Raw genomic sequence first — 17,382 nt, forward strand, 5'->3', positions numbered from 1 at the left:
GCGGGCTGGCCTTGCGATTGCACGTCGGTGATGGATAGGATGCTGCAGCCGGGAGAGCCCCGGGCTATGAATTGTATGTCTTTCTGTATATAATGAGAATAATTCTCAATATATACAGAAAGGCTGATCCCAATGAATAACGTCAAACACCTCGCAAGATTTGACAGCCCGAAATGCATAGTCCCGGCTTCAGATCAACCGATCCGCATTCGGAAAACCTGCTGCTATTATTATATGATTTCCGACCATGAGAGCTATTGTCCCTCCTGTCCGAAAGTAAATTAAGGCCCTGCGGCAGGGCGGCAGGCGTCTTGCGGGTCCGTCACAGAACCTTGCGTATTCCTGTGACTCTAATCACACGGGCGGTACATCCTTTTGTTTATACTTGGTTCATATCAAGCAAACGCGAAAGCGAGGAGATCATCATGCTGCGTGTGGAAACGATTGAAACCATTAAATCGACGGTACCCGTGTTGGAGGTTCATGGGAAGGAGATTACCAAGCGCTTCTATCAAATGATGTTTACCCATCATCCTGAGCTGCTGAACGTATTTAATCACGCCAATCAGAATCAGGGCAGACAGCAAACTGCACTTGCCAACGCGGTGTATGCCGCGGCCGCCAATATAGACAAACTGGAGGCCATCCTTCCGGTCGTCAAGCAGATTGCACATAAGCATCGCAGTCTGGGTGTGAAAGCCGAGCATTATCCGATCGTCGGGCAGTATTTGCTCGCTGCGATCAAGGACGTACTGGGCGATGCGGCAACCGACGACATCTTACAGGCCTGGGCGGAGGCTTACGGCGTAATAGCCGACGTCTTCATGGGCATAGAGGCGGAGATGTACGAGAATGCCGAACGTCAGGAGGGCGGCTGGCCATCCTTCCGGGCGTTTCGGGTGGAGCGTAAAGTGAAGGAAAGCGAAGTGATCACTTCTTTTTACTTGGTGCCGGACGATGGTAAGGCGATCGCGGCCTTTGAACCGGGGCAATATGTGAGTGTAAAGATAGAAATTCCCGGGGAGTCCCATACCCATATCCGTCAGTACAGCCTCTCGGGAGCGCCGGGGCGCCCTTATTACCGGATTTCCGTGAAACGGGAGGATGCGATAGAGGGGCGGCCTGCAGGGAAGGTGTCCGTTTACTTGCATGAGCAGATCGAGGAAGGCGAGCTTCTTTGGCTTTCTGCGCCGGCCGGTGAGTTTACGCTGGATCGTACCGATACGCGGCCTGTTGTTCTGATTAGCGGCGGGGTCGGGTTGACGCCGATGATCAGCATGCTTGACACGCTGGTGGAAACGGATCCGAAGCGCCAGGTGACGTTCATCCATGCCGCCCGGAACGGGAATGTACACGCGATGAAGGCGCATGTGGAGAAAATCGCCGCCCAACACCCACAGGTGTCGGTGTCTTGGTGCTATGAACAACCGACTGAACTCGATAAAGCGGAGGGCGCTTTCCAGAAGGAAGGATTTATCGATTTGCCCTGGCTGCAAACCGTCATACCGACCCGCGATGCCGGCTTCTATTTCTGCGGTCCCGTTCCGTTCATGAAAGCGTTGAACCGCGCGCTGAAGGACTGGGGGATTATGGCGTCGGATATTCATTATGAGTTTTTCGGTCCGGCCGGCGATCTGGAACAGCCCTCCGAAACGGCTGAGGCCGAAGTCAGCCGTCAGCGATAACGACCGATTAATTATCGGAGCTGGATTGAGCGCGCAGCAGCCGGTTCACCGTTTCACGGCGAAGGCCGATGAACTGGCCGATCTCGTCCTGCGTCAGCAGCTGGGTTAAGGAGGCGGGCGCAGCATAGGAGCGGAGCCATATTTGAAGCTTCCTGAGCCTCTCGGCGGGAGCGACTTCGGTTAATTGGTCGATCCGCTGCTGCATCATTCGAAGCTTCTCCTGCAGCTGCAAGGCGATGCTGCGGCATCGATCCGGGCTGCGCTCCAATTCCCGATACCATTCCGCCGCAGACAACACTTCGATCTCGCTTGTCATCAGTGCAATCGCCGTTCCATAGTACGGATTCGGGCTAATGAGAGAATGGTGCGGAATGACTTCATTCGGCACGATAATATTCACTAAGATCGTTGTACCGTCTTCGTGAACGCGAACAATTTTCAGTAGTCCGTTCTTCAGGTGATAAAGCGGTCCCGTTTCACCCTGACGAAATAAGGTTTCGCCCTTATGCAGAATCATAATATCCTCCCTAAATGACGAAGCGAAAGCCATTCCCACCAGGCGTTCGCTTTGTTTCATTATAGCATAGTTCGAAAGTCAGCTCCCTCCTACGATACCCCTGCATGTTTTGAAATCCGCGAAAATACGAGAGGCGGACAGGGAAATATTTGTGAAAGTCGGCATATGATATAACAGAACATGCAATATTTGTTGCGCCAAGGCTTGAAAACGCTTAAACATCAACTTGTTTGAACTCCACCATGAGACTCATGAGGGGGCGGCCTGATGTTCCATTATTTTAATCTTGTGGACCTGTTCCCAAGACCCGCGCTTCCTATAGGACAGCAGGATAAGCATGAGCTGGAAGATATGTACACCTCCAAAGAGGGAAAGTCCATCAGGTTCACACACTGGCTGGTCGTATTGTTGTGGTATGCGGAGCAAGAGACTAACGGCTGGAAGGTCATGGTATTCCCGGTATCGGAGGAGAGGGTGTTCTGGACGGTGCCCCCGCTGTTTCATACGCTGGCGCCCTCCTCCTTCGAGAAAGCTTGGAAACTGTCCGAGGCTATACAAGCAAGCTGTCAGAGCGATCAGCTCACTTTGAAGTTCGTCCACCCGTATTGGGACAATTGGGCTGCAATCTAAGTTACCGTCAAGGAGGCAAGGGCATGCTCCACCTTATCGTTTGCATCAAGCAGGTCCCCGATAGCCGCGAAATCCGCATAGATCCTGTGAACAACACGTTAATCCGGCAGGGCGTTCCGAGTATCGTCAATTTTTACGATTTGCACGGGCTTGAAGAGGCGCTGCGCATCAAGGATGAGCATGGCGCCAGGGTTACAGTCGTCACCATGGGGCCGCCTCCGGCTGAGAAATCGCTCAAGGAATGCATTTCCCTGGGGGCCGATGAAGCGGTGCTTGTGACCGACCGTAAATTTGCCGGCGCGGATACGCTGGCGACCTCCTACGTGTTGGCCAAAACGATTGAAAAGGTAGAGCAGGAATGGGGGAAGGCGGATATTATTTTTTGCGGAAAGCAGACGTTGGACGGCGATACCGGACAGGTTGGCCCCGGCATTGCTTGCCGCCTGGATGTGGAGCAGCTTACGTATGTCGGCAAAGTGTCCGAAGTAGACCCTGCGGCGCGCAAAGTAACCGTGCACCGGTATTTGGAGGACGGCACCGAGGTGGTTCAGTCTGCCATGCCCGTGCTTGTCACCGCGTTGAAGGAGCTGAACACCATCCGCAGAGCTTCGCTGCCGGGGATGATCCGGGCTGCCCGATATAAGCCGACCGTATGGACAACGGCCGATTTTCCGGATTTGGAAGTGGCCAAGATTGGGCTGAAGGGGTCGCCAACGATCGTAAGTAAAACCTGGGTGCCCGAACTTCGCAAGATTAACGGGCAAGTCATAGGCGGCGATAAGCCGGAACAAATCTCAGAAGAGCTCATAGAGAAATTGTGGGGAAGCGATCTGCCGGAAAGATTAGGCTGGACTTCATAAAAAAGGAGGAGAAGCCGGTGTGCGCACGAAAAGAGACGGAACCAGCACCCGATTGGTCCGATTACCGGGGCGTGTTTGTTTATGTGGAACAGCGTGGAGGGGAAGCGAAGAAAGTTTCCTGGCAGCTGCTGGGCGAGGGGAAACGGCTCGCCAATAAGCTTGACGTCGATCTGATAGCGCTTGTTATCGGGGATGAAGTGGAGCATTTGGCCAGAGAAGCGATTTATTACGGAGCGGACAAAGTGTTCTTGTGCGAGGCGCCGGAGCTCAAAGCTTATCGAACCAGGCCGTACAGCCGGATTGCGATGAAGGTCATCGGCGAGGCCAAGCCTGAGATATGCTTGTTCGGGGCTACGGGCACCGGCCGGGATTTGGCTGGAGCCATCGCGACGCACCTGCCTACCGGCTTGACGGCCGATACGACCGAATTGGATGTGGAACCGCCGCCTTCCCGGCTCCTGCTGGCAAGCCGGCCGGCTTTCTCGGAGAAGATGATGGCGACTATTCTGTGCAAGCAATATCGCCCCCAGATGGCTACAGCCCGTGCCGGCGTGTTTCAGGCCTTGCCGCGCGACGTGTCCCGGCAAGGGGAAATCGTTCGGGTGGCAAATGGGATGAGCGAAGAACAAATGGCCACACAAGTGCTCGATTTCATTCAAGGGCAAGCAACGTTGAATTTGGAAGAAGCGGAGATCATTGTCGCCGGCGGCCGGGGATTAGGGGGGCCGGAGCCTTTCGCCATGCTGAAGGAACTGGCCGATGCTCTGGGAGGCGTAGTGGGCGCGTCGCGGGCGGCCGTTGACGCCGGCTGGATCAAGCATGCGCATCAGGTCGGACAAACCGGCTGTACGGTGAGGCCTAAGCTGTACTTTGCCATAGGCATTTCCGGAGCGGTTCAGCATACGGTGGGGATGTCGGGTTCGGAGGTGATCGTGGCGATTAATAAAGACCCGGAGGCGCCGATTTTTCAAACCGCTCATTACCGGATCGTCGGCGATTTGTTCAAAATCGTACCTGCCCTTACGGAGCAAGTGAAGAAGAAGCGGGCGGCGGGCATGCCTGGTAAAGCGGATCAGACCGGTTCTGCCAGCGTGAAACCGGAAGAAGCCTTGTTGTCGGAAAGGGGCGAGGGACGATGAATGAAAAGTTTGACGCGGTGGTCGTCGGTGCAGGTCCGGCCGGCGCGGCGGCGGCCTTGACGATGGCCAGGGCCGGTCTTTCGGTTGTTCTGCTGGAGCGTGGCGAGTTTCCCGGGGCGAAAAATATTTTTGGCGGCGTCTTGTACAGAAAAATGTTAGAGGATCTGATCCCCGAGTTTTGGACGGAAAAAGGGTTTCCGATGGAGCGGCAAATCGTGGAACAGCGGATTTGGATGATGAGTAAACAATCCGTCGTCACGTTCGGGCACCGGAATGAAGCTTACAAAGAGCCGTTCAACTGTTTTACCGGACTGCGGGTCAAGTTCGATCAATGGTTTGCCGACAAGGCGGTGCAGGCCGGGGCTATCCCGGTTTACCAGACGGTCGCAACCGAGTTCCTGAAGGAAGGAGACCGGGTTGTCGGAGTCAAGACGGACCGGGCCGACGGGAATCTTTACGCCGATGTCGTGGTCATCGCCGATGGGGTCAACTCGCTGCTCGGCAAATCGCTCGGCATCCATAAGGAATGGCGGCCCGATGAGGTGTCTCTGGCGGTGAAGGAAGTGATCGCCCTTCCCAGGGAGAAGATCGAAGACCGGTTTCAGGTGGAAGGGGACGAAGGGGTTACGATCGAGTTTATGGGCGAAACGTCACTGGGGATGGCCGGGCTGGGATTTTTGTATACCAACAAGGAGACGCTCTCCCTGGGCGTCGGGGTCATGGTCGATCAGCTGCGGGAGAAACGGATCAAGCCCTATGCCCTGCTGGAAGCGGCCAAACAGCACCCGATGATCCGCAAATTAATCCAGGGGGGAGAAGTCTTGGAATATTCGGGACATCTGATCCCCGAAGGCGGATACCATTCCATTCCGCCTCTGTCCGGAGACGGCTGGTGTATCGTCGGCGATGCCGCGCAGCTGATTAATTTCGTACATCGGGAAGGTACGAACCTCGCGATGACCTCGGGGCGGTTAGCGGGCGAAGCCATTGTCCAGGCCAGGGAGAAAGGCGACTATTCACGAGATACGCTAAAGGCATACGATGACAAGATCAGGAGCTCTTTCCTCGAGAAGGATCTGAAAAAATACAAAGGCATGCATCAGTTCCTTAAAGAGCAAGACCCGGAGCTGCTGTTCGACAAGCTGCCGCAGGCTCTGAATGAAGCCGCCTATCACATGTTTCTGGTGGATGGCGTATCCAAGGCGGATAAGCAAAAGCTAGCCGTTAAATTAATCAAAGATGCTGCCGGCGGAACGATGAATTTGATGAAATTAGGCTATAAAAGCTGGAGGGCGATGAATGGATGAGCGATTCCATATCCGACAAATTGTTTACGATCCGCTTCAAATGCGATGATGTGTCCCATTTGATCATCAAGGAGCACGCGAACTGTCTGCAATGCGTGAAGAAAGATTGCAATTATTTTTGTCCGGCCGATGTGTATGAATGGGAGAAGAAGCAAAAGATGACGACGGTCGCTTATGAAAACTGCATCGAATGCGGCACCTGTCGTATCGCCTGTCCTTACGACAACATTGAATGGGTTTATCCCAAGGGGGGACACGGCATCACCTACAAATTTGGCTGACCGCAGCGAGATCGTCATGGACTTGCACAATCAAATACGTGGACAAATAGGGACGGAACAAAAGCCGAAGGAGCAGTTTCCCGCTGCTTCTTTGGTTTTTGTTCCGTTGTTTTTTGACGCATGGCTTATCCTGTAACGGGGTGACAGCAGATTGTTGCTCTGTCTGAATTTCGTGTTTGCGTTTTCCACCTCCATATCAGGGCTATTCTTATCGATTTATTTGTGGAGATTAACGGAGAGTTGGATCGTCAACGGTTTGTTTCATATTTCGATGTTCGTCTTTGTCGTGGTTGGATTTATTGCCGGAGGCTGGGTATCCAAACAAAAGGACCGAAGAAACGTTTCGCGCCCAAACCCTTCTTTTTGCTTTCATTTTTAAAAGGAGTCTAAAACAGCGAATGTGGATCAGCCATTTTTTGGGCTGGCTCATCATGGGATTAAGAGAAGGAGTGATCCTGTTGTTTCCTCCTATTCTTCTTTATCACATCGTACAAAAAGAAAGCACGGTTGGTTTGTTAACCGTACTGTTTGGAGTCGTGAGTATTTTATCGAATCACTGGTTAGGCCGTTTTGGGAAAAAAGAAAACTATCACTAGTATACATTGGGAGCTGCAATCGGTTTGGTAGTCACGACAGGGGTGCTCATGTATGAAATCAGCATGGTCACCCTCTTGATCTTCATGATTGGAAATGCTTTTTTTAACCCGCCCATAAGAAATTCGTATACAAGCCATATGTATTTATTAATGTCCAGTCTGCCTAATAACGGGAAAAAATTAAAGACGGAGCTGATCGTTACCCGTCAAATATTTTTATCCATCGGCCGCATAGTTCCCATCGTCTTTTTTATGCTGTTTGCTGATGGAATGGATTATCATCTGGTTGCCTGGATATCGATGATTACGGCTGTTACCCAGTTGGTGCTTTATTACGGAATCGTGCAAAAAAATGTCAAATTGTGATTACATAACATCTTTCTTCCTAAAGTGAATCAAGCCCGCGCCCAGACTGAGCAAGAAGAGCAGCAGGGAGCTGGAGAACATGGCCGGGCTCCCATGAAATTGGTTTAGCGTACCGTTAAGGGAAGCGACCATCGGGTACGTCCAGGGGTCGAATATCCAATATTTAGAGTTGGCCACAAGCAGGTTGGGCAGCGATAATCCCGCGGCGATTGCCAAAGGAATGCCCACTTGGGCGAACGTGACGCTCAACCAATATTGAATGGACATGATGGGCATAGCGGCCGCAAAAGCGAGAAGCATAGGGAGAAAAATCCGGTCATAAGGAATAGGTCCTTCCGCCTGAACGATGAATCCGCCCAATAGGATGCAGACGCACAGCATGCCTATGCTTAGGAACGTTAAAAAAACACCGATGGCAAATTTCATCAAATAGAAGGGCGCTCTGCCGATGGGCAAAGCTAAACACTGCTTCCAGCCATTATGGCTGTGTTCGATGCGCGCCATCATGACCATAAGCACAGCAATGAACAGGGGCAGCATAAGCGACGAATAAAAAATAAAGCTTTGTTCAATAAGGACGGTCCAGGCATCCCGCGTCCAAATTTGCTTATACCTCATGAAGTTGGCCGTGCCTTGCGCTGAAATCAATACGGGCGTAAGCAGAACGAGCCACATCAATTTGGAGTGTCTTAATTTGCTCCATTCCGCCCTCAATAAGTGGGTCATTGAACCCCATCTCCTCTCATTCTCTCATTCACATCATGTCTTTGGATTGAAACTCCAGCATTCCCAGCGCAATGCCTCCGATGCCAAATCCTAACCCGCTAATCAGTGCAATGTTCTGATTGGTGTCCAGGAGCGGCAGCGCAGCAAGAGCGGAGGCATATGGCATGTACTGCGTCATTTCGGATTGCGCCAAAAAGAGTGCGCAAACACTTCCTGTAATGCCGATAGCGACTGGAATCATCGTATTTTTACATTTGGAACTAAGCCAGTGCTGTATGCTGGAGATACCCAGACCGGATACGAATAAGTACAGCCCGTACTCGCCGTAAAGAAGGATAGGAAACCGCTCCGGAAATCCGAAGATCAGCCCCGTAACCCATATCCCCGCCAGGAAGACAAGGATGGACATGCCGGTCAGCAGGATCAGAAGGAACCATTTGGTCAAATAAATGTGGGAACGTGCAACCGGCATACTGAGCAGCTGCTTCCATACATCGTCTTGAAACTCGCAGAAGTGGATCATAGCCGCGAGCAGGGTCACGCCGATGGGGAAGAAAAAAGACCATAAGAAAAAGATTTCGCGCATGGCAATTTCCCAGGACGTCATGGGAGCGAACTTCATCATAAGATAGTCGTAACGCAGAAACAAATTAACAAACAGCAATAGAACGACAAGCAGAGGGCCTGCTGTTGAAAGAATCCATACCATTTTCTTTTGTTTCTGACATTCGGACAAAAAAATAGCGCCCCATTTCACCAGCTTTCGCCCCCTCTTGTCATGTTCAAGAAAATATCTTCCAGCGATTCCTTGCTTTCGCTGAGATGAGATACCCGAAAGCCGGCCAGCACCAAATCCTGATTAATCGTGGAAATCCGTTCGCTCGGGGCGTCGATAAGCAAATGATCCCCATCCCGTTTCAAGGTGTAGCCAAGCCTGGACAACAAGGCGGCCGATTCTTCAACCGGCGCTGCGGCGACCCGGATGCCTGAATACCCTTTGCTCCTTAATTCGCTTAAGGAACCTTGAAATAGCAATTCACCCTTGTAAATAATGCCGACTTCGCTTGCCATAAGCTCGATTTCTTTTAAAATATGGCTGGAAACAAGCACTGTAATTCCTTGTTCAACAGGCAAGCGGGTTATCAATTCCCGGATTTCCTGGATACCGGCCGGATCCAAGCCGTTCGTAGGTTCATCTAATATCAGGAGCTCCGGATTGCCTAGCAAGGCCTGAGCGATGCCCAATCTTTGCTTCATCCCCAGCGAATAGGTCTTTACCTTCTTGTGCTGCCATTCCTGCAAGCGAACAATACCCAACACATGCCCGATATCACGTTTGGCTGCTCCGCGCAGCTTACGCACGATCTCCAAATTTTCATATCCGCTAAGATGACCGTAGTAGGATGGAGATTCTACCATGGAACCGACCTTGTTCAAAATTTCCAGGCGGTGCTTCCGAACATCCTTGCCGAATATAGAGATCGTTCCTTGTGTTGGCTGAATCAAGCCTAATAGCATGCGAATGGTAGTCGTTTTGCCTGCGCCGTTCGGGCCCAGGAAACCGTACACGCCACCGCGCTTCACCTTCAAATCAATGCCTTTCACTGGATAAAAGGACTTGAACGACTTGGATAAATGCTTCGTTTCCACTAAGAAACTCAAAAAAAATCACGCTCCCTGTAGATATCGTACAGAGAGCATGATACGAGTTGGCGTTTAAGGCTGCTTTTAGCTTACCTTAAATCTAGCTTAATTGTTTGGGCAAACGTACGTTCAGGAGGGTGCCGCTGCCTGTATGGCTTTGTACGCCGATGGTACCGTGATGGGCCTCAATAATTTGCTTGGCAATGGCTAACCCGAGGCCGCTTCCTTCGTGATCCATCGTATTCGTACCTCTGTAATACCGCTCGAACAATCGGCTAATTTCTTGCTCCTGGATACCGTTGCCGGTATCCCTGATCTGAACAAACACTTCTCTGTCGGTAGATTGAATCTGAATGCGTACCTGGGCCGGGTACGGATTATGAATCAGCGCATTGCTAATCAGATTTTGAAAGGCGCGTCGCAGCTGCTTGGAGTCGCAGGCCAGGAATACGGGCGGGCCGTCCTTTTCAATCAGGATAGTCCTTGATTGAAATCGGGGATGGTTTAGCAAGAGTGTTTGCAGTCCTTCCAGCAATTGAACGATATTTTCTTCCTGCTTGTGGATCGGAAGGGTCTGATTTTTTAATTGAAACGTAAGCTTGAAATCTTGAAGCAGCTCCTCCATATACGCCGCTTGCCGGACGATGACCTTGGCGAATCCGATTTGTTCCCGTCGTTCCAAATCGTACTCCTCATCGGCAAGCAATTCCGAATAGCCTTTAATGGAAGACAAGGGCGTCTTCATGTCATGCGAAAGATTGGATACCCACTCTTCTCGAAGCTGGTCCGTTACTTTCCTGTGTTCGGCGAGGAAATGGAGCGTTTGCGACAAATGGTTGAGGCTGAGATACACGTTTTTATATAAACCCTTCGGCTTCAGGTTTACCTGATAGCGGCCTTCCGCCAGCTGCTTGATGCTTCCGATGATTAACCATACCGGGTTCGACAACCACCTGGAAAATAAATAACCTACGAGCACAATGGCGGCGATGGCTGTTCCCATAAATAAGAGCAGGCCCTTGTGCCACATCGTGAAAAACTGTTCGGGACCGAAGTAAAACGTGAATTTCGAGATGGCCATTTCGGGAAACCCGATCAGATAGCTCCAATGGTAACCTTCTCGTTCGGTTCGCCCGGTAAACACCGTATATCCTCCTACGGAAAATTTATTCATGAAAACAATTTCACTAGGCGAATAGTGGCTCTGAGCGTGACCCGGCAAGTTGTAATGATAAGCTTCCGACCCATTCGTATCGAGGATTTGAATCCACGCTTGTTTTGAATCGAGCAGTTGCATGCCTTCGTCTGTCACATAGGGCAGGTGATCCCGAAACGCGATCTGACTTTCAAAATCAAGGACCAGCCGTTCGACACCCTGCAAGGTACGGTTGCCGCTGAAAAAAGGATTGAAGACAAAGTGCACGGCGGCTATGATGAGGATGACAAGAAGGATGGCCAGGGTGGAGATAGCCGTTAAAAATTGAAATATAATTTTCCACTTCATCGGCTTTCATCCTGCGGAAGCAATTTATAGCCAAGCCCTCTTACGGTTAGGATCAGCCTTGGATTCGCCGGGTCGTGTTCAAGCTTTTCGCGCAAATGATGAATGTGTACCATGACCGTATTGTCGTAACCGCTTAGCAGACTTTCTCCCCATACCGCTTCATACAATTCCGATTTGTTAAAAATGCGGGAGGGGTGCTTGGCCAAATAAACGAGAAGCTGGAATTCCTTCGCCGTCAATGGAACAAGGGCGCCATCTTTCCGCACTTCGCCCCTTTGCTCGTCGATCTGGACATTCCCGAAGACGCAAGGCTCCCGCTCAGACTGCCTGGAGTAGACGAGGCTTCTGCGGAGATGCGCTTTAATCCGATACGCAACTTCCTTTGGGCTGAAAGGCTTGGTGATATAATCGTCTCCGCCTAAAGCAAGGCCCACAATTTTATCGGTGTCGTCGTCTCTGGCGGACAAAAAGAAGATGGGGCATAAAGAAAATTGGCGTATTTGTTTACAGAGCGTAAACCCGTCCATGTCAGGGAGCATCACATCCAAAATAATCGCATCCGGCTTAACCTCCCGGCAGCGCTCAATTGCCGATATTCCCGAATATGCGTGATAGATATGCAGGAACCCTTCTTTCAACAGGACCGTTTCCAATAAATTAACGATATCGGGCTCATCGTCAACAATCATGATTTTTAACGGTTTGAGATTAACCATTTCCACTGAAATTGTAAGCCTCCTCAATCTGCAGCTTGCCTTTCGGGTGACAGGAATATATGACCATTATAAGAACTAGTACATGCATGTACAATTTTATTTGATTTCATCATAGACGAAGCCCGATGATCCAGTCCTCATAATTGTCATAAAAAGGGAATAAAATGGAGCGAGGGCTCCTGTTGTTGCGCTGAAAGTCAGATGATATGATACTCTTACATGCAGGTCGGTTTAAGGAGTTTCGCACTATGGATAATTTATTTTGTAAGCGGATTCTCGATAGCTTGCGATGGCGGGAGTTACAATTCATCAGAGTTATGGTATATAATATCACATGTAGATTGGATAGGACGACATATATAGTTATCTATGTAAAATAAGTGAAAACTTAGAAAAAAGATGCGGATACGGAAGGTTAACCGGCAGGAGGTGAACGAAGTGACAGCGGTCAATAAAAACCATCGCATGTTTGAACAAGTATTGCACCAATTCCGCGAGTATATTTCTTCGCGCAATTTGGCGGCAGGAGATAAGTTGATGACGGAACGTGAGATGGCGGCCTATTTGCAGGTGAGCAGATCTTCGGTGCGGGAAGCTTTACGGATCCTTGAAATGTTCGACGTCATTTATTCCAAACCGGGAGAGGGTACCATTCTTAAAACCCCCCATATCCCTAAAATATTGACGACGATGCTCCAATTTTTCACGATTCCTACGGAAACATCCATTGAATTGCTGGAATCGAGGAAGGTTCTTGAGGGCGGCGTTGCAAAGCTGGCGGCCAAACGCAGAAAAGAAGCTGATATCCGGCTGCTGCAAAATGCGGTGGAGCGTATGCGTTCGGCCAGTGATTTGCAGGCTCAAATCCAGGCGGACTTGGATTTCCATCTATTCCTTGCGAAAGCTGCCTACAATAATACGTTATCGGATATTTTGGTGCTCGTCTCCGATTTGGTAACGCCGAATCTGTACACCACACGTTTACAGACACAAGAGATCGCTGGAGTTAATGACTCAACTTTCGCAGCATGAAATCGGCAAACAAGCCTTGATGTAACTGGGCAAAACGGCAATCCATTGCTGGAGTTGACGCTGTATCAGAGCCGAAAGCTTTTTGCCGGCCTTCGTGGCAATTTCGTTGATGAGATCGAGCAATTGTTGTAAGGCAACCGCCCAATCGAGCGTACCGACTTCGTCGCATAGCAAATAAAACAAGCCTCCGAAGGAGCGCGCATCGGTGCTTTGCCGATGCTGCCAAGCCAGCAGGATGTAGCGCGAAAACACAAGCGTCGTATGGCTGATCAGCAAATCATAGGAGCGGCCTTGAAACTCTTTTTGCAAACGAAGCAGTGATTTGGTGCACTTGAAGAAGACCTCAATGTCCCAGCGAATCGCGTAGATGCGGATCACGTCCTCTACGGAAAGGGAAAGGTCTGTCGTCAAAATAGCGAGCCATTCATTCTTCTTCGTACGATGACGAACGAACACCACGCGAACCGGAATGTCTGGGGCAAGCTCGGTTCGAATGCAGCGGAGAATGCCACGCTTGTTGCTCACCACAGGAAACGCTGCCGCGTACAGTTCTTTGAGCGACAGCTTCCGGCCTTGAACCAGGAAACGCTTATTGTCATTCTTGACCATGCCGATCACGTCGAGCCCGCGGGCAATGACTTCGCCAATGAGAGGCGCATGCGTAAACCAGCTGTCCATCAAGACGTAGGAGGCGGTCGCCCCTGCTGCCAAAGCGCGATCCAGCATGGACGCAATGACCTGCGGAGCCGATCGGAGCGATTCCTGACGGCGCTTGTAGCCGTGCGATCGTTTGTCGATGTTCTCGCTCATGCCGTTGATGGCAGACTTGCTTGAACTGAGCAGCGCGAAGTCGAGCGGCAAGAAGGTATGCCCGTCGGACCAGCCCATGGTGAGCATACGAAATCCTTTGTAATAAGCGCCGGTGGCATGATCTTTGAATCGGGCGAGCAACTCAACAGCCTTGCTGCGATTGCGTTCGAACATCGAATCGTCAACGATGAAGACGGTGTCCCGGTCGACAGACGTAAGAGTGCTGACCTTCCGTACCGTGGCGACACTGAGTGATGTCAGAAAGCGACGCCAGGCAAAGCCGGCATGATTGAGGAAGCGATACACCGCATCTTTGCCGGGAAACGATTCTCCCTTGCTGCTCTCGAGCAGACGAAACCAGTTCTTTTGATGAAACAACAGGACAAAGACGAGTTGGAACAGTCGGGCACAGCTGAAACCAAATCGCTTGCGCAACCCAGCTTGTCGAAGATGTTTCATGACGTTCAGTTCTTGAAAAGCAGACTTTAATTCGTTTGGCAGTTGATTAAGATCGGGCTGATGGTCTATCATGATGGAAGACACCTCTTCTGTTTGATAGTGATTGCTCGCACTTTCACTTTACCAAACGAAGCGGTGTTTTTCTATTTTGCAAGCCATGTATCTGATTGCTTAGTAGCCCTGTGGCTGCAAGGATTTAGGCTAGTTTTTGCTCTGCGAAAGTTGAGTTATTAATGTTTGTGGTCCTTTACTTTTTGCCTAAGGGCATATCGGGTACGATCATTGATTATTTGGAAAAGAAAAAAACGCCCAAGGAAAATCGGGCTGCTTATGACGCCATTCCGCTCGATCAACTGCTGAACGTCAATGCCAATACCGCTTCCGGTACGCTGCTCAGCATTAACAATCTCAACAAACAATTTGGCGGGCTTCATGTCATTAAAGATCTTTCATTGGAGGTTCAGTCCTCGACGGTGTTGTCGCTTATTGGGCCCAATGGAGCCGGCAAGAGCACCGTTATTAATATGATATCCGGTTTCTATACGCCGACCTCCGGCGATATTTATTTAAACGGGAAAAAAATTGACGGATCTACTCCCCAAGAGATGCTGCACCAAGGCATTGCCCGGACGTTCCAGCACACTCGGTTGTTTGGCGAGTTGACGGTTCTTGAAAATATCATGATCGGCGTGGCCCAATCCCACAAACAACATTTGTTTTCGGCCTTGTTCCGCTCCGGCGGCATGCGCAGACAGGAGCAGCGGATCGCTGATCTGGCGCACGCCTACCTGGATCTGGCGGGATATAAGGGACTGCGCCACATCAAAGCGGCCAATCTGGCGTACGGGCACCAGCGCGTCGTCGAAATTGCCAGAGCATTGGCGGCCAAACCGTCGCTGCTGCTGCTGGATGAACCGGCCGCCGGCTTGACGTCGGGAGAAATTGTTGAGCTTGAGCATGTCATTCGCAAGCTGAAAGAAGCCGGCCTGACGATCATCCTCATTGAACATCATATGGATTTCGTGTCGCGCATCTCGGATAAAGTGACCGTGATCGATTACGGAAGAAAGATCGCGGAAGGTAAAGCGGACGAAGTTCAGGATGATCCCAATGTCATTAAGGCTTATCTCGGAGAGGAGGAGACGGAACATGCTGACAGTCTCTGATCTTCATATGTATTATGGGGGCGTTCATGCGCTGAAGGGAGTAAGTCTCGAAGTAAATGAAGGGGAAGTCGTCGCCGTCATTGGTTCCAACGGAGCGGGCAAGACGACGCTGTTGAGCGCTATCCTCGGGATGGTGAAGCCCCGATCGGGACAAATTTCGTATTCGAACCAGGATATCACGTATATAACGGCTCATAAAACGGTAAACATGGGGATTTCCCTGGTACCCGAAGGAAGAGAAGTATTCAGCAGTATGACCGTTTATGAAAATCTTCGCTTAGGTTTGAAAAAACGGGTGGGACGGGTGAACCAGAAAGAATTCGACCGTGAGCTCGAACATATATTTTTCCGGTTTCCCCGTCTGAAAGAACGCATCGACCAATTGGCGGGAACGTTAAGCGGCGGCGAGCAGCAGATGATGGTGATCTCGCGCGCTTTAATCGGCAAGCCCAAGCTGCTGCTGCTGGATGAACCTTCGCTCGGATTGGCGCCCATTATCGTCAATGAAATTTTCGATATCATCAAGGGCTTGAAGCAAGACGGAATGACGATTATTTTGGTTGAGCAGATGGCCAATAAGGCGCTGTCGGTTGCCGACCGCGGTTATGTACTGGAGAACGGCCATATTGCCATGAGCGGAACAGCCAAAGAATTACGGGGCAACCGGGAAGTCGCCAAAGCCTACCTCGGTGTTTCCTAGGACGATTTGTTCATTCGTACATGAAGAGAGTGCCTTAACGGGCGCTCTTTTCGCTATATTCGGTTTATTTCATTGCTATAATCATTTTCATTGCTGTAGACTAAGAAAAGAGCGCATTAGCGGCCTACTTGAATGGAGATGAACCGATGGAAAGTATTAAGCGTTTTTTTGAAACATTAACGGTACGAAGATTTTTCATTCTGACCCTGATCGTTGTACTGTTATTTAGTATAAGGGATATGCTCAACCTGGTTTTGTTAACGTTCTTAATAGCTTACATCATGAACAGTCTGCAACATATGCTAACGAGAAAACTAAGCAAATACATCGCCATCAACAGCAAGTTCATTATTATTTTGCTTTATCTGGCTTTGGTCACCATCGTAGTGTTTGCGATCATTAACTATTTGCCGAAGGTCTTTGTTCAAATCAAACAGGTCAAAGATATGTTGATCGGCTTAACGAATATGCCCGTCCCCCAAGATGAAGTTTCCCAATATGTGTACAAAACATTGAAAGACTTGAATTTGCAGGCTTATGTCAAACAAGGCTTCGAATACATTCTAAGAATCAGCAATTGGGGAACGACCTTCGTGCTGGCGATCATTTTAAGCCTTGTCTTCATTCTTGAGAAAAACAGGGTCATCGCCTTTACTTCCAGGCTGAAAGAAAGCAAAATTTCTTGGCTGTATGAAGAGCTTGAGTATTTCGGCAAAAAATTCATTTTGTCCTTCGGGAAAGTCATCGAGGCGCAATTTCTTATTGCGATATTCAATACGATATTTACGGTGATCGGATTATGGATTCTAGGCTTTCCTTATTTGTTTGCGCTGTCGATCATGATCTTCCTGCTTAGTTTAATTCCCGTGGCGGGCTTTCTCATTTCATTACTTCCTTTATGTATTATCGGGTATAATATCGGCGGGCATCTGATGCTGATCTATGTGCTCTCGATGATCGCGGTGCTCCATTTCCTGGAGGGTTACTTCTTAAACCCGAAGCTGATGTCTTCGAAAATGAACCTCCCTATGTTCTATACGTTTATCGTTCTGATTTTCTCCGAGCATTACCTGGGAATCTGGGGCTTGATCGTCGGTATTCCGATCTTCGTCTTTTTATTGGACATCCTTGACATCGATACGACGAAGGGAGAGAACAAGACCAGTGCATGAGCAATGAGACCTTCCGGCCTATCGCCGGACTTGTATGAAACGAGGGGCTGCTTCGCTTATGAAGCAGCCTTT

20 protein-coding genes are annotated in these 17,382 nt (G+C 50.1%); 13 read left to right on the plus strand and 7 right to left on the minus strand.

Annotation, left to right across the window (positions count from 1 at the left end; translation table 11 throughout):
- Nucleotides 1-132 precede the first annotated feature (132 nt).
- The gene (locus FKP33_RS28055; protein ID WP_127608887.1) at nucleotides 133-285 is read left to right on the plus strand and encodes a (2Fe-2S)-binding protein; all 153 of its coding nucleotides are present in this window, start codon (nucleotides 133-135) and stop codon (nucleotides 283-285) included.
- 140 nt (nucleotides 286-425) lie between these two features.
- Nucleotides 426-1,685 carry an NO-inducible flavohemoprotein gene (gene hmpA, locus FKP33_RS07380; RefSeq protein ID WP_141334388.1) on the plus strand — a complete coding sequence of 420 codons (1,260 nt, stop codon included), beginning with the start codon at nucleotides 426-428 and terminating at the stop codon, nucleotides 1,683-1,685.
- A gap of 7 nt (nucleotides 1,686-1,692) precedes the next feature.
- Here hmpA and FKP33_RS07385 read toward each other — a convergent pair whose 3' ends face one another.
- The gene (locus tag FKP33_RS07385; protein WP_127608885.1) at nucleotides 1,693-2,202 is read right to left on the minus strand and encodes a Crp/Fnr family transcriptional regulator; all 510 of its coding nucleotides are present in this window, start codon (nucleotides 2,200-2,202) and stop codon (nucleotides 1,693-1,695) included.
- 267 nt (nucleotides 2,203-2,469) lie between these two features.
- Between FKP33_RS07385 and FKP33_RS07390 the strand changes: the two genes are divergently transcribed.
- The 7 genes from FKP33_RS07390 to FKP33_RS07420 all read left to right on the plus strand — a co-directional run bounded on the left by FKP33_RS07390 (nucleotide 2,470) and on the right by FKP33_RS07420 (nucleotide 7,381).
- The gene (locus FKP33_RS07390) at nucleotides 2,470-2,832 is read left to right on the plus strand and encodes a hypothetical protein (protein ID WP_127608884.1); all 363 of its coding nucleotides are present in this window, start codon (nucleotides 2,470-2,472) and stop codon (nucleotides 2,830-2,832) included.
- A 23-nt stretch (nucleotides 2,833-2,855) separates the two neighbouring features.
- Entirely contained in the window at nucleotides 2,856-3,692 is an 837-nt protein-coding gene (locus tag FKP33_RS07395) for an electron transfer flavoprotein subunit beta/FixA family protein (protein ID WP_127608883.1), read from the plus strand.
- 17 nt (nucleotides 3,693-3,709) lie between these two features.
- Complete coding sequence (locus FKP33_RS07400) at nucleotides 3,710-4,831, plus strand: electron transfer flavoprotein subunit alpha/FixB family protein (protein ID WP_141334389.1); 1,122 nt, start codon at nucleotides 3,710-3,712, stop codon at nucleotides 4,829-4,831.
- Nucleotides 4,828-6,138 (plus strand): FAD-dependent oxidoreductase, encoded by a 1,311-nt coding sequence (locus FKP33_RS07405; protein WP_127608881.1) that lies wholly within the window; start codon nucleotides 4,828-4,830, stop codon nucleotides 6,136-6,138. The genes FKP33_RS07400 and FKP33_RS07405 overlap by 4 nt, the downstream gene beginning before the upstream one ends.
- Complete coding sequence (locus FKP33_RS07410) at nucleotides 6,135-6,419, plus strand: ferredoxin family protein (RefSeq protein WP_054796509.1); 285 nt, start codon at nucleotides 6,135-6,137, stop codon at nucleotides 6,417-6,419. Before FKP33_RS07405 ends, FKP33_RS07410 begins: the two co-directional genes overlap by 4 nt.
- A 398-nt stretch (nucleotides 6,420-6,817) precedes the next feature.
- Nucleotides 6,818-7,015 (plus strand): hypothetical protein, encoded by a 198-nt coding sequence (locus FKP33_RS07415; protein WP_127608880.1) that lies wholly within the window; start codon nucleotides 6,818-6,820, stop codon nucleotides 7,013-7,015.
- 24 nt (nucleotides 7,016-7,039) lie between these two features.
- Entirely contained in the window at nucleotides 7,040-7,381 is a 342-nt protein-coding gene (locus FKP33_RS07420) for a hypothetical protein (protein ID WP_181410067.1), read from the plus strand.
- Here FKP33_RS07420 and FKP33_RS07425 read toward each other — a convergent pair whose 3' ends face one another.
- The 5 genes from FKP33_RS07425 to FKP33_RS07445 all read right to left on the minus strand — a co-directional run bounded on the left by FKP33_RS07425 (nucleotide 7,382) and on the right by FKP33_RS07445 (nucleotide 11,971).
- A complete protein-coding gene (locus FKP33_RS07425; RefSeq protein WP_127608878.1) occupies nucleotides 7,382-8,107 on the minus strand; it encodes an ABC transporter permease in 726 nt (241 codons plus the stop codon). It lies immediately after the preceding gene.
- Nucleotides 8,108-8,135: 28 nt separating this feature from the next.
- Nucleotides 8,136-8,864, minus strand: a complete 729-nt coding sequence (locus FKP33_RS07430) for an ABC transporter permease (protein WP_127608877.1) — start codon at nucleotides 8,862-8,864, stop codon at nucleotides 8,136-8,138.
- On the minus strand, nucleotides 8,861-9,769 hold the full coding sequence (locus tag FKP33_RS07435; RefSeq protein ID WP_054796515.1) for an ABC transporter ATP-binding protein: 909 nt from the start codon (nucleotides 9,767-9,769) through the stop codon (nucleotides 8,861-8,863). Before FKP33_RS07435 ends, FKP33_RS07430 begins: the two co-directional genes overlap by 4 nt.
- Before the next feature lie 82 nt (nucleotides 9,770-9,851).
- The gene (locus FKP33_RS07440) at nucleotides 9,852-11,255 is read right to left on the minus strand and encodes a HAMP domain-containing sensor histidine kinase (RefSeq protein ID WP_127608876.1); all 1,404 of its coding nucleotides are present in this window, start codon (nucleotides 11,253-11,255) and stop codon (nucleotides 9,852-9,854) included.
- Nucleotides 11,252-11,971, minus strand: coding sequence for a response regulator transcription factor (locus FKP33_RS07445; RefSeq protein ID WP_127608919.1), 720 nt, complete (start codon nucleotides 11,969-11,971; stop codon nucleotides 11,252-11,254). The genes FKP33_RS07440 and FKP33_RS07445 overlap by 4 nt, the downstream gene beginning before the upstream one ends.
- Before the next feature lie 438 nt (nucleotides 11,972-12,409).
- Here FKP33_RS07445 and FKP33_RS07450 point away from each other — a divergent pair, with 438 nt between their 5' ends.
- Nucleotides 12,410-13,003: a FadR/GntR family transcriptional regulator gene (locus FKP33_RS07450; protein WP_181410068.1), complete on the plus strand. Its 594-nt coding sequence runs from the start codon at nucleotides 12,410-12,412 to the stop codon at nucleotides 13,001-13,003.
- Here FKP33_RS07450 and FKP33_RS07455 read toward each other — a convergent pair.
- Nucleotides 12,986-14,344, minus strand: a complete 1,359-nt coding sequence (locus FKP33_RS07455; protein WP_028406325.1) for an IS4 family transposase — start codon at nucleotides 14,342-14,344, stop codon at nucleotides 12,986-12,988. The two genes, FKP33_RS07450 and FKP33_RS07455, sit on opposite strands and share 18 nt — an antisense overlap.
- Nucleotides 14,345-14,526: 182 nt before the next feature.
- Between FKP33_RS07455 and FKP33_RS07460 the strand changes: the two genes are divergently transcribed.
- The 3 genes from FKP33_RS07460 (at nucleotide 14,527) to FKP33_RS07470 (ending at nucleotide 17,310) form a co-directional block, all read left to right on the plus strand.
- A complete protein-coding gene (locus tag FKP33_RS07460; RefSeq protein ID WP_181410069.1) occupies nucleotides 14,527-15,438 on the plus strand; it encodes an ABC transporter ATP-binding protein in 912 nt (303 codons plus the stop codon).
- The gene (locus tag FKP33_RS07465) at nucleotides 15,422-16,138 is read left to right on the plus strand and encodes an ABC transporter ATP-binding protein (RefSeq protein ID WP_141334393.1); all 717 of its coding nucleotides are present in this window, start codon (nucleotides 15,422-15,424) and stop codon (nucleotides 16,136-16,138) included. Before FKP33_RS07460 ends, FKP33_RS07465 begins: the two co-directional genes overlap by 17 nt.
- A 146-nt stretch (nucleotides 16,139-16,284) precedes the next feature.
- Nucleotides 16,285-17,310 (plus strand): AI-2E family transporter, encoded by a 1,026-nt coding sequence (locus FKP33_RS07470; RefSeq protein ID WP_141334394.1) that lies wholly within the window; start codon nucleotides 16,285-16,287, stop codon nucleotides 17,308-17,310.
- Nucleotides 17,311-17,382 lie beyond the last annotated feature (72 nt).

It is taken from the genome of Paenibacillus sp. tmac-D7, assembly GCF_006519665.1.
GTDB lineage: Bacteria > Bacillota > Bacilli > Paenibacillales > NBRC-103111 > Paenibacillus_G > Paenibacillus_G validus.

Excerpts from the sequence above, each read along its gene's own strand:
- FKP33_RS07405 (WP_127608881.1), top strand. The coding sequence starts at position 4,828 with ATGAATGAAAAGTTTGACGCGGTGGTCGTCGGTGCAGGTCCGGCCGGC.
- FKP33_RS07425 (WP_127608878.1), bottom strand. The coding sequence starts at position 8,107 with ATGACCCACTTATTGAGGGCGGAATGGAGCAAATTAAGACACTCCAAA.
- hmpA (WP_141334388.1), top strand. The coding sequence starts at position 426 with ATGCTGCGTGTGGAAACGATTGAAACCATTAAATCGACGGTACCCGTG.
- FKP33_RS07440 (WP_127608876.1), bottom strand. The coding sequence starts at position 11,255 with ATGAAGTGGAAAATTATATTTCAATTTTTAACGGCTATCTCCACCCTG.
- FKP33_RS07470 (WP_141334394.1), top strand. The coding sequence starts at position 16,285 with ATGGAAAGTATTAAGCGTTTTTTTGAAACATTAACGGTACGAAGATTT.
- FKP33_RS07385 (WP_127608885.1), bottom strand. The coding sequence starts at position 2,202 with ATGATTCTGCATAAGGGCGAAACCTTATTTCGTCAGGGTGAAACGGGA.
- FKP33_RS07410 (WP_054796509.1), top strand. The coding sequence starts at position 6,135 with ATGAGCGATTCCATATCCGACAAATTGTTTACGATCCGCTTCAAATGC.
- FKP33_RS07395 (WP_127608883.1), top strand. The coding sequence starts at position 2,856 with ATGCTCCACCTTATCGTTTGCATCAAGCAGGTCCCCGATAGCCGCGAA.
- FKP33_RS07390 (WP_127608884.1), top strand. The coding sequence starts at position 2,470 with ATGTTCCATTATTTTAATCTTGTGGACCTGTTCCCAAGACCCGCGCTT.
- FKP33_RS28055 (WP_127608887.1), top strand. The coding sequence starts at position 133 with ATGAATAACGTCAAACACCTCGCAAGATTTGACAGCCCGAAATGCATA.
- FKP33_RS07455 (WP_028406325.1), bottom strand. The coding sequence starts at position 14,344 with ATGATAGACCATCAGCCCGATCTTAATCAACTGCCAAACGAATTAAAG.
- FKP33_RS07445 (WP_127608919.1), bottom strand. The coding sequence starts at position 11,971 with ATGGTTAATCTCAAACCGTTAAAAATCATGATTGTTGACGATGAGCCC.
- FKP33_RS07465 (WP_141334393.1), top strand. The coding sequence starts at position 15,422 with ATGCTGACAGTCTCTGATCTTCATATGTATTATGGGGGCGTTCATGCG.
- FKP33_RS07415 (WP_127608880.1), top strand. The coding sequence starts at position 6,818 with ATGTGGATCAGCCATTTTTTGGGCTGGCTCATCATGGGATTAAGAGAA.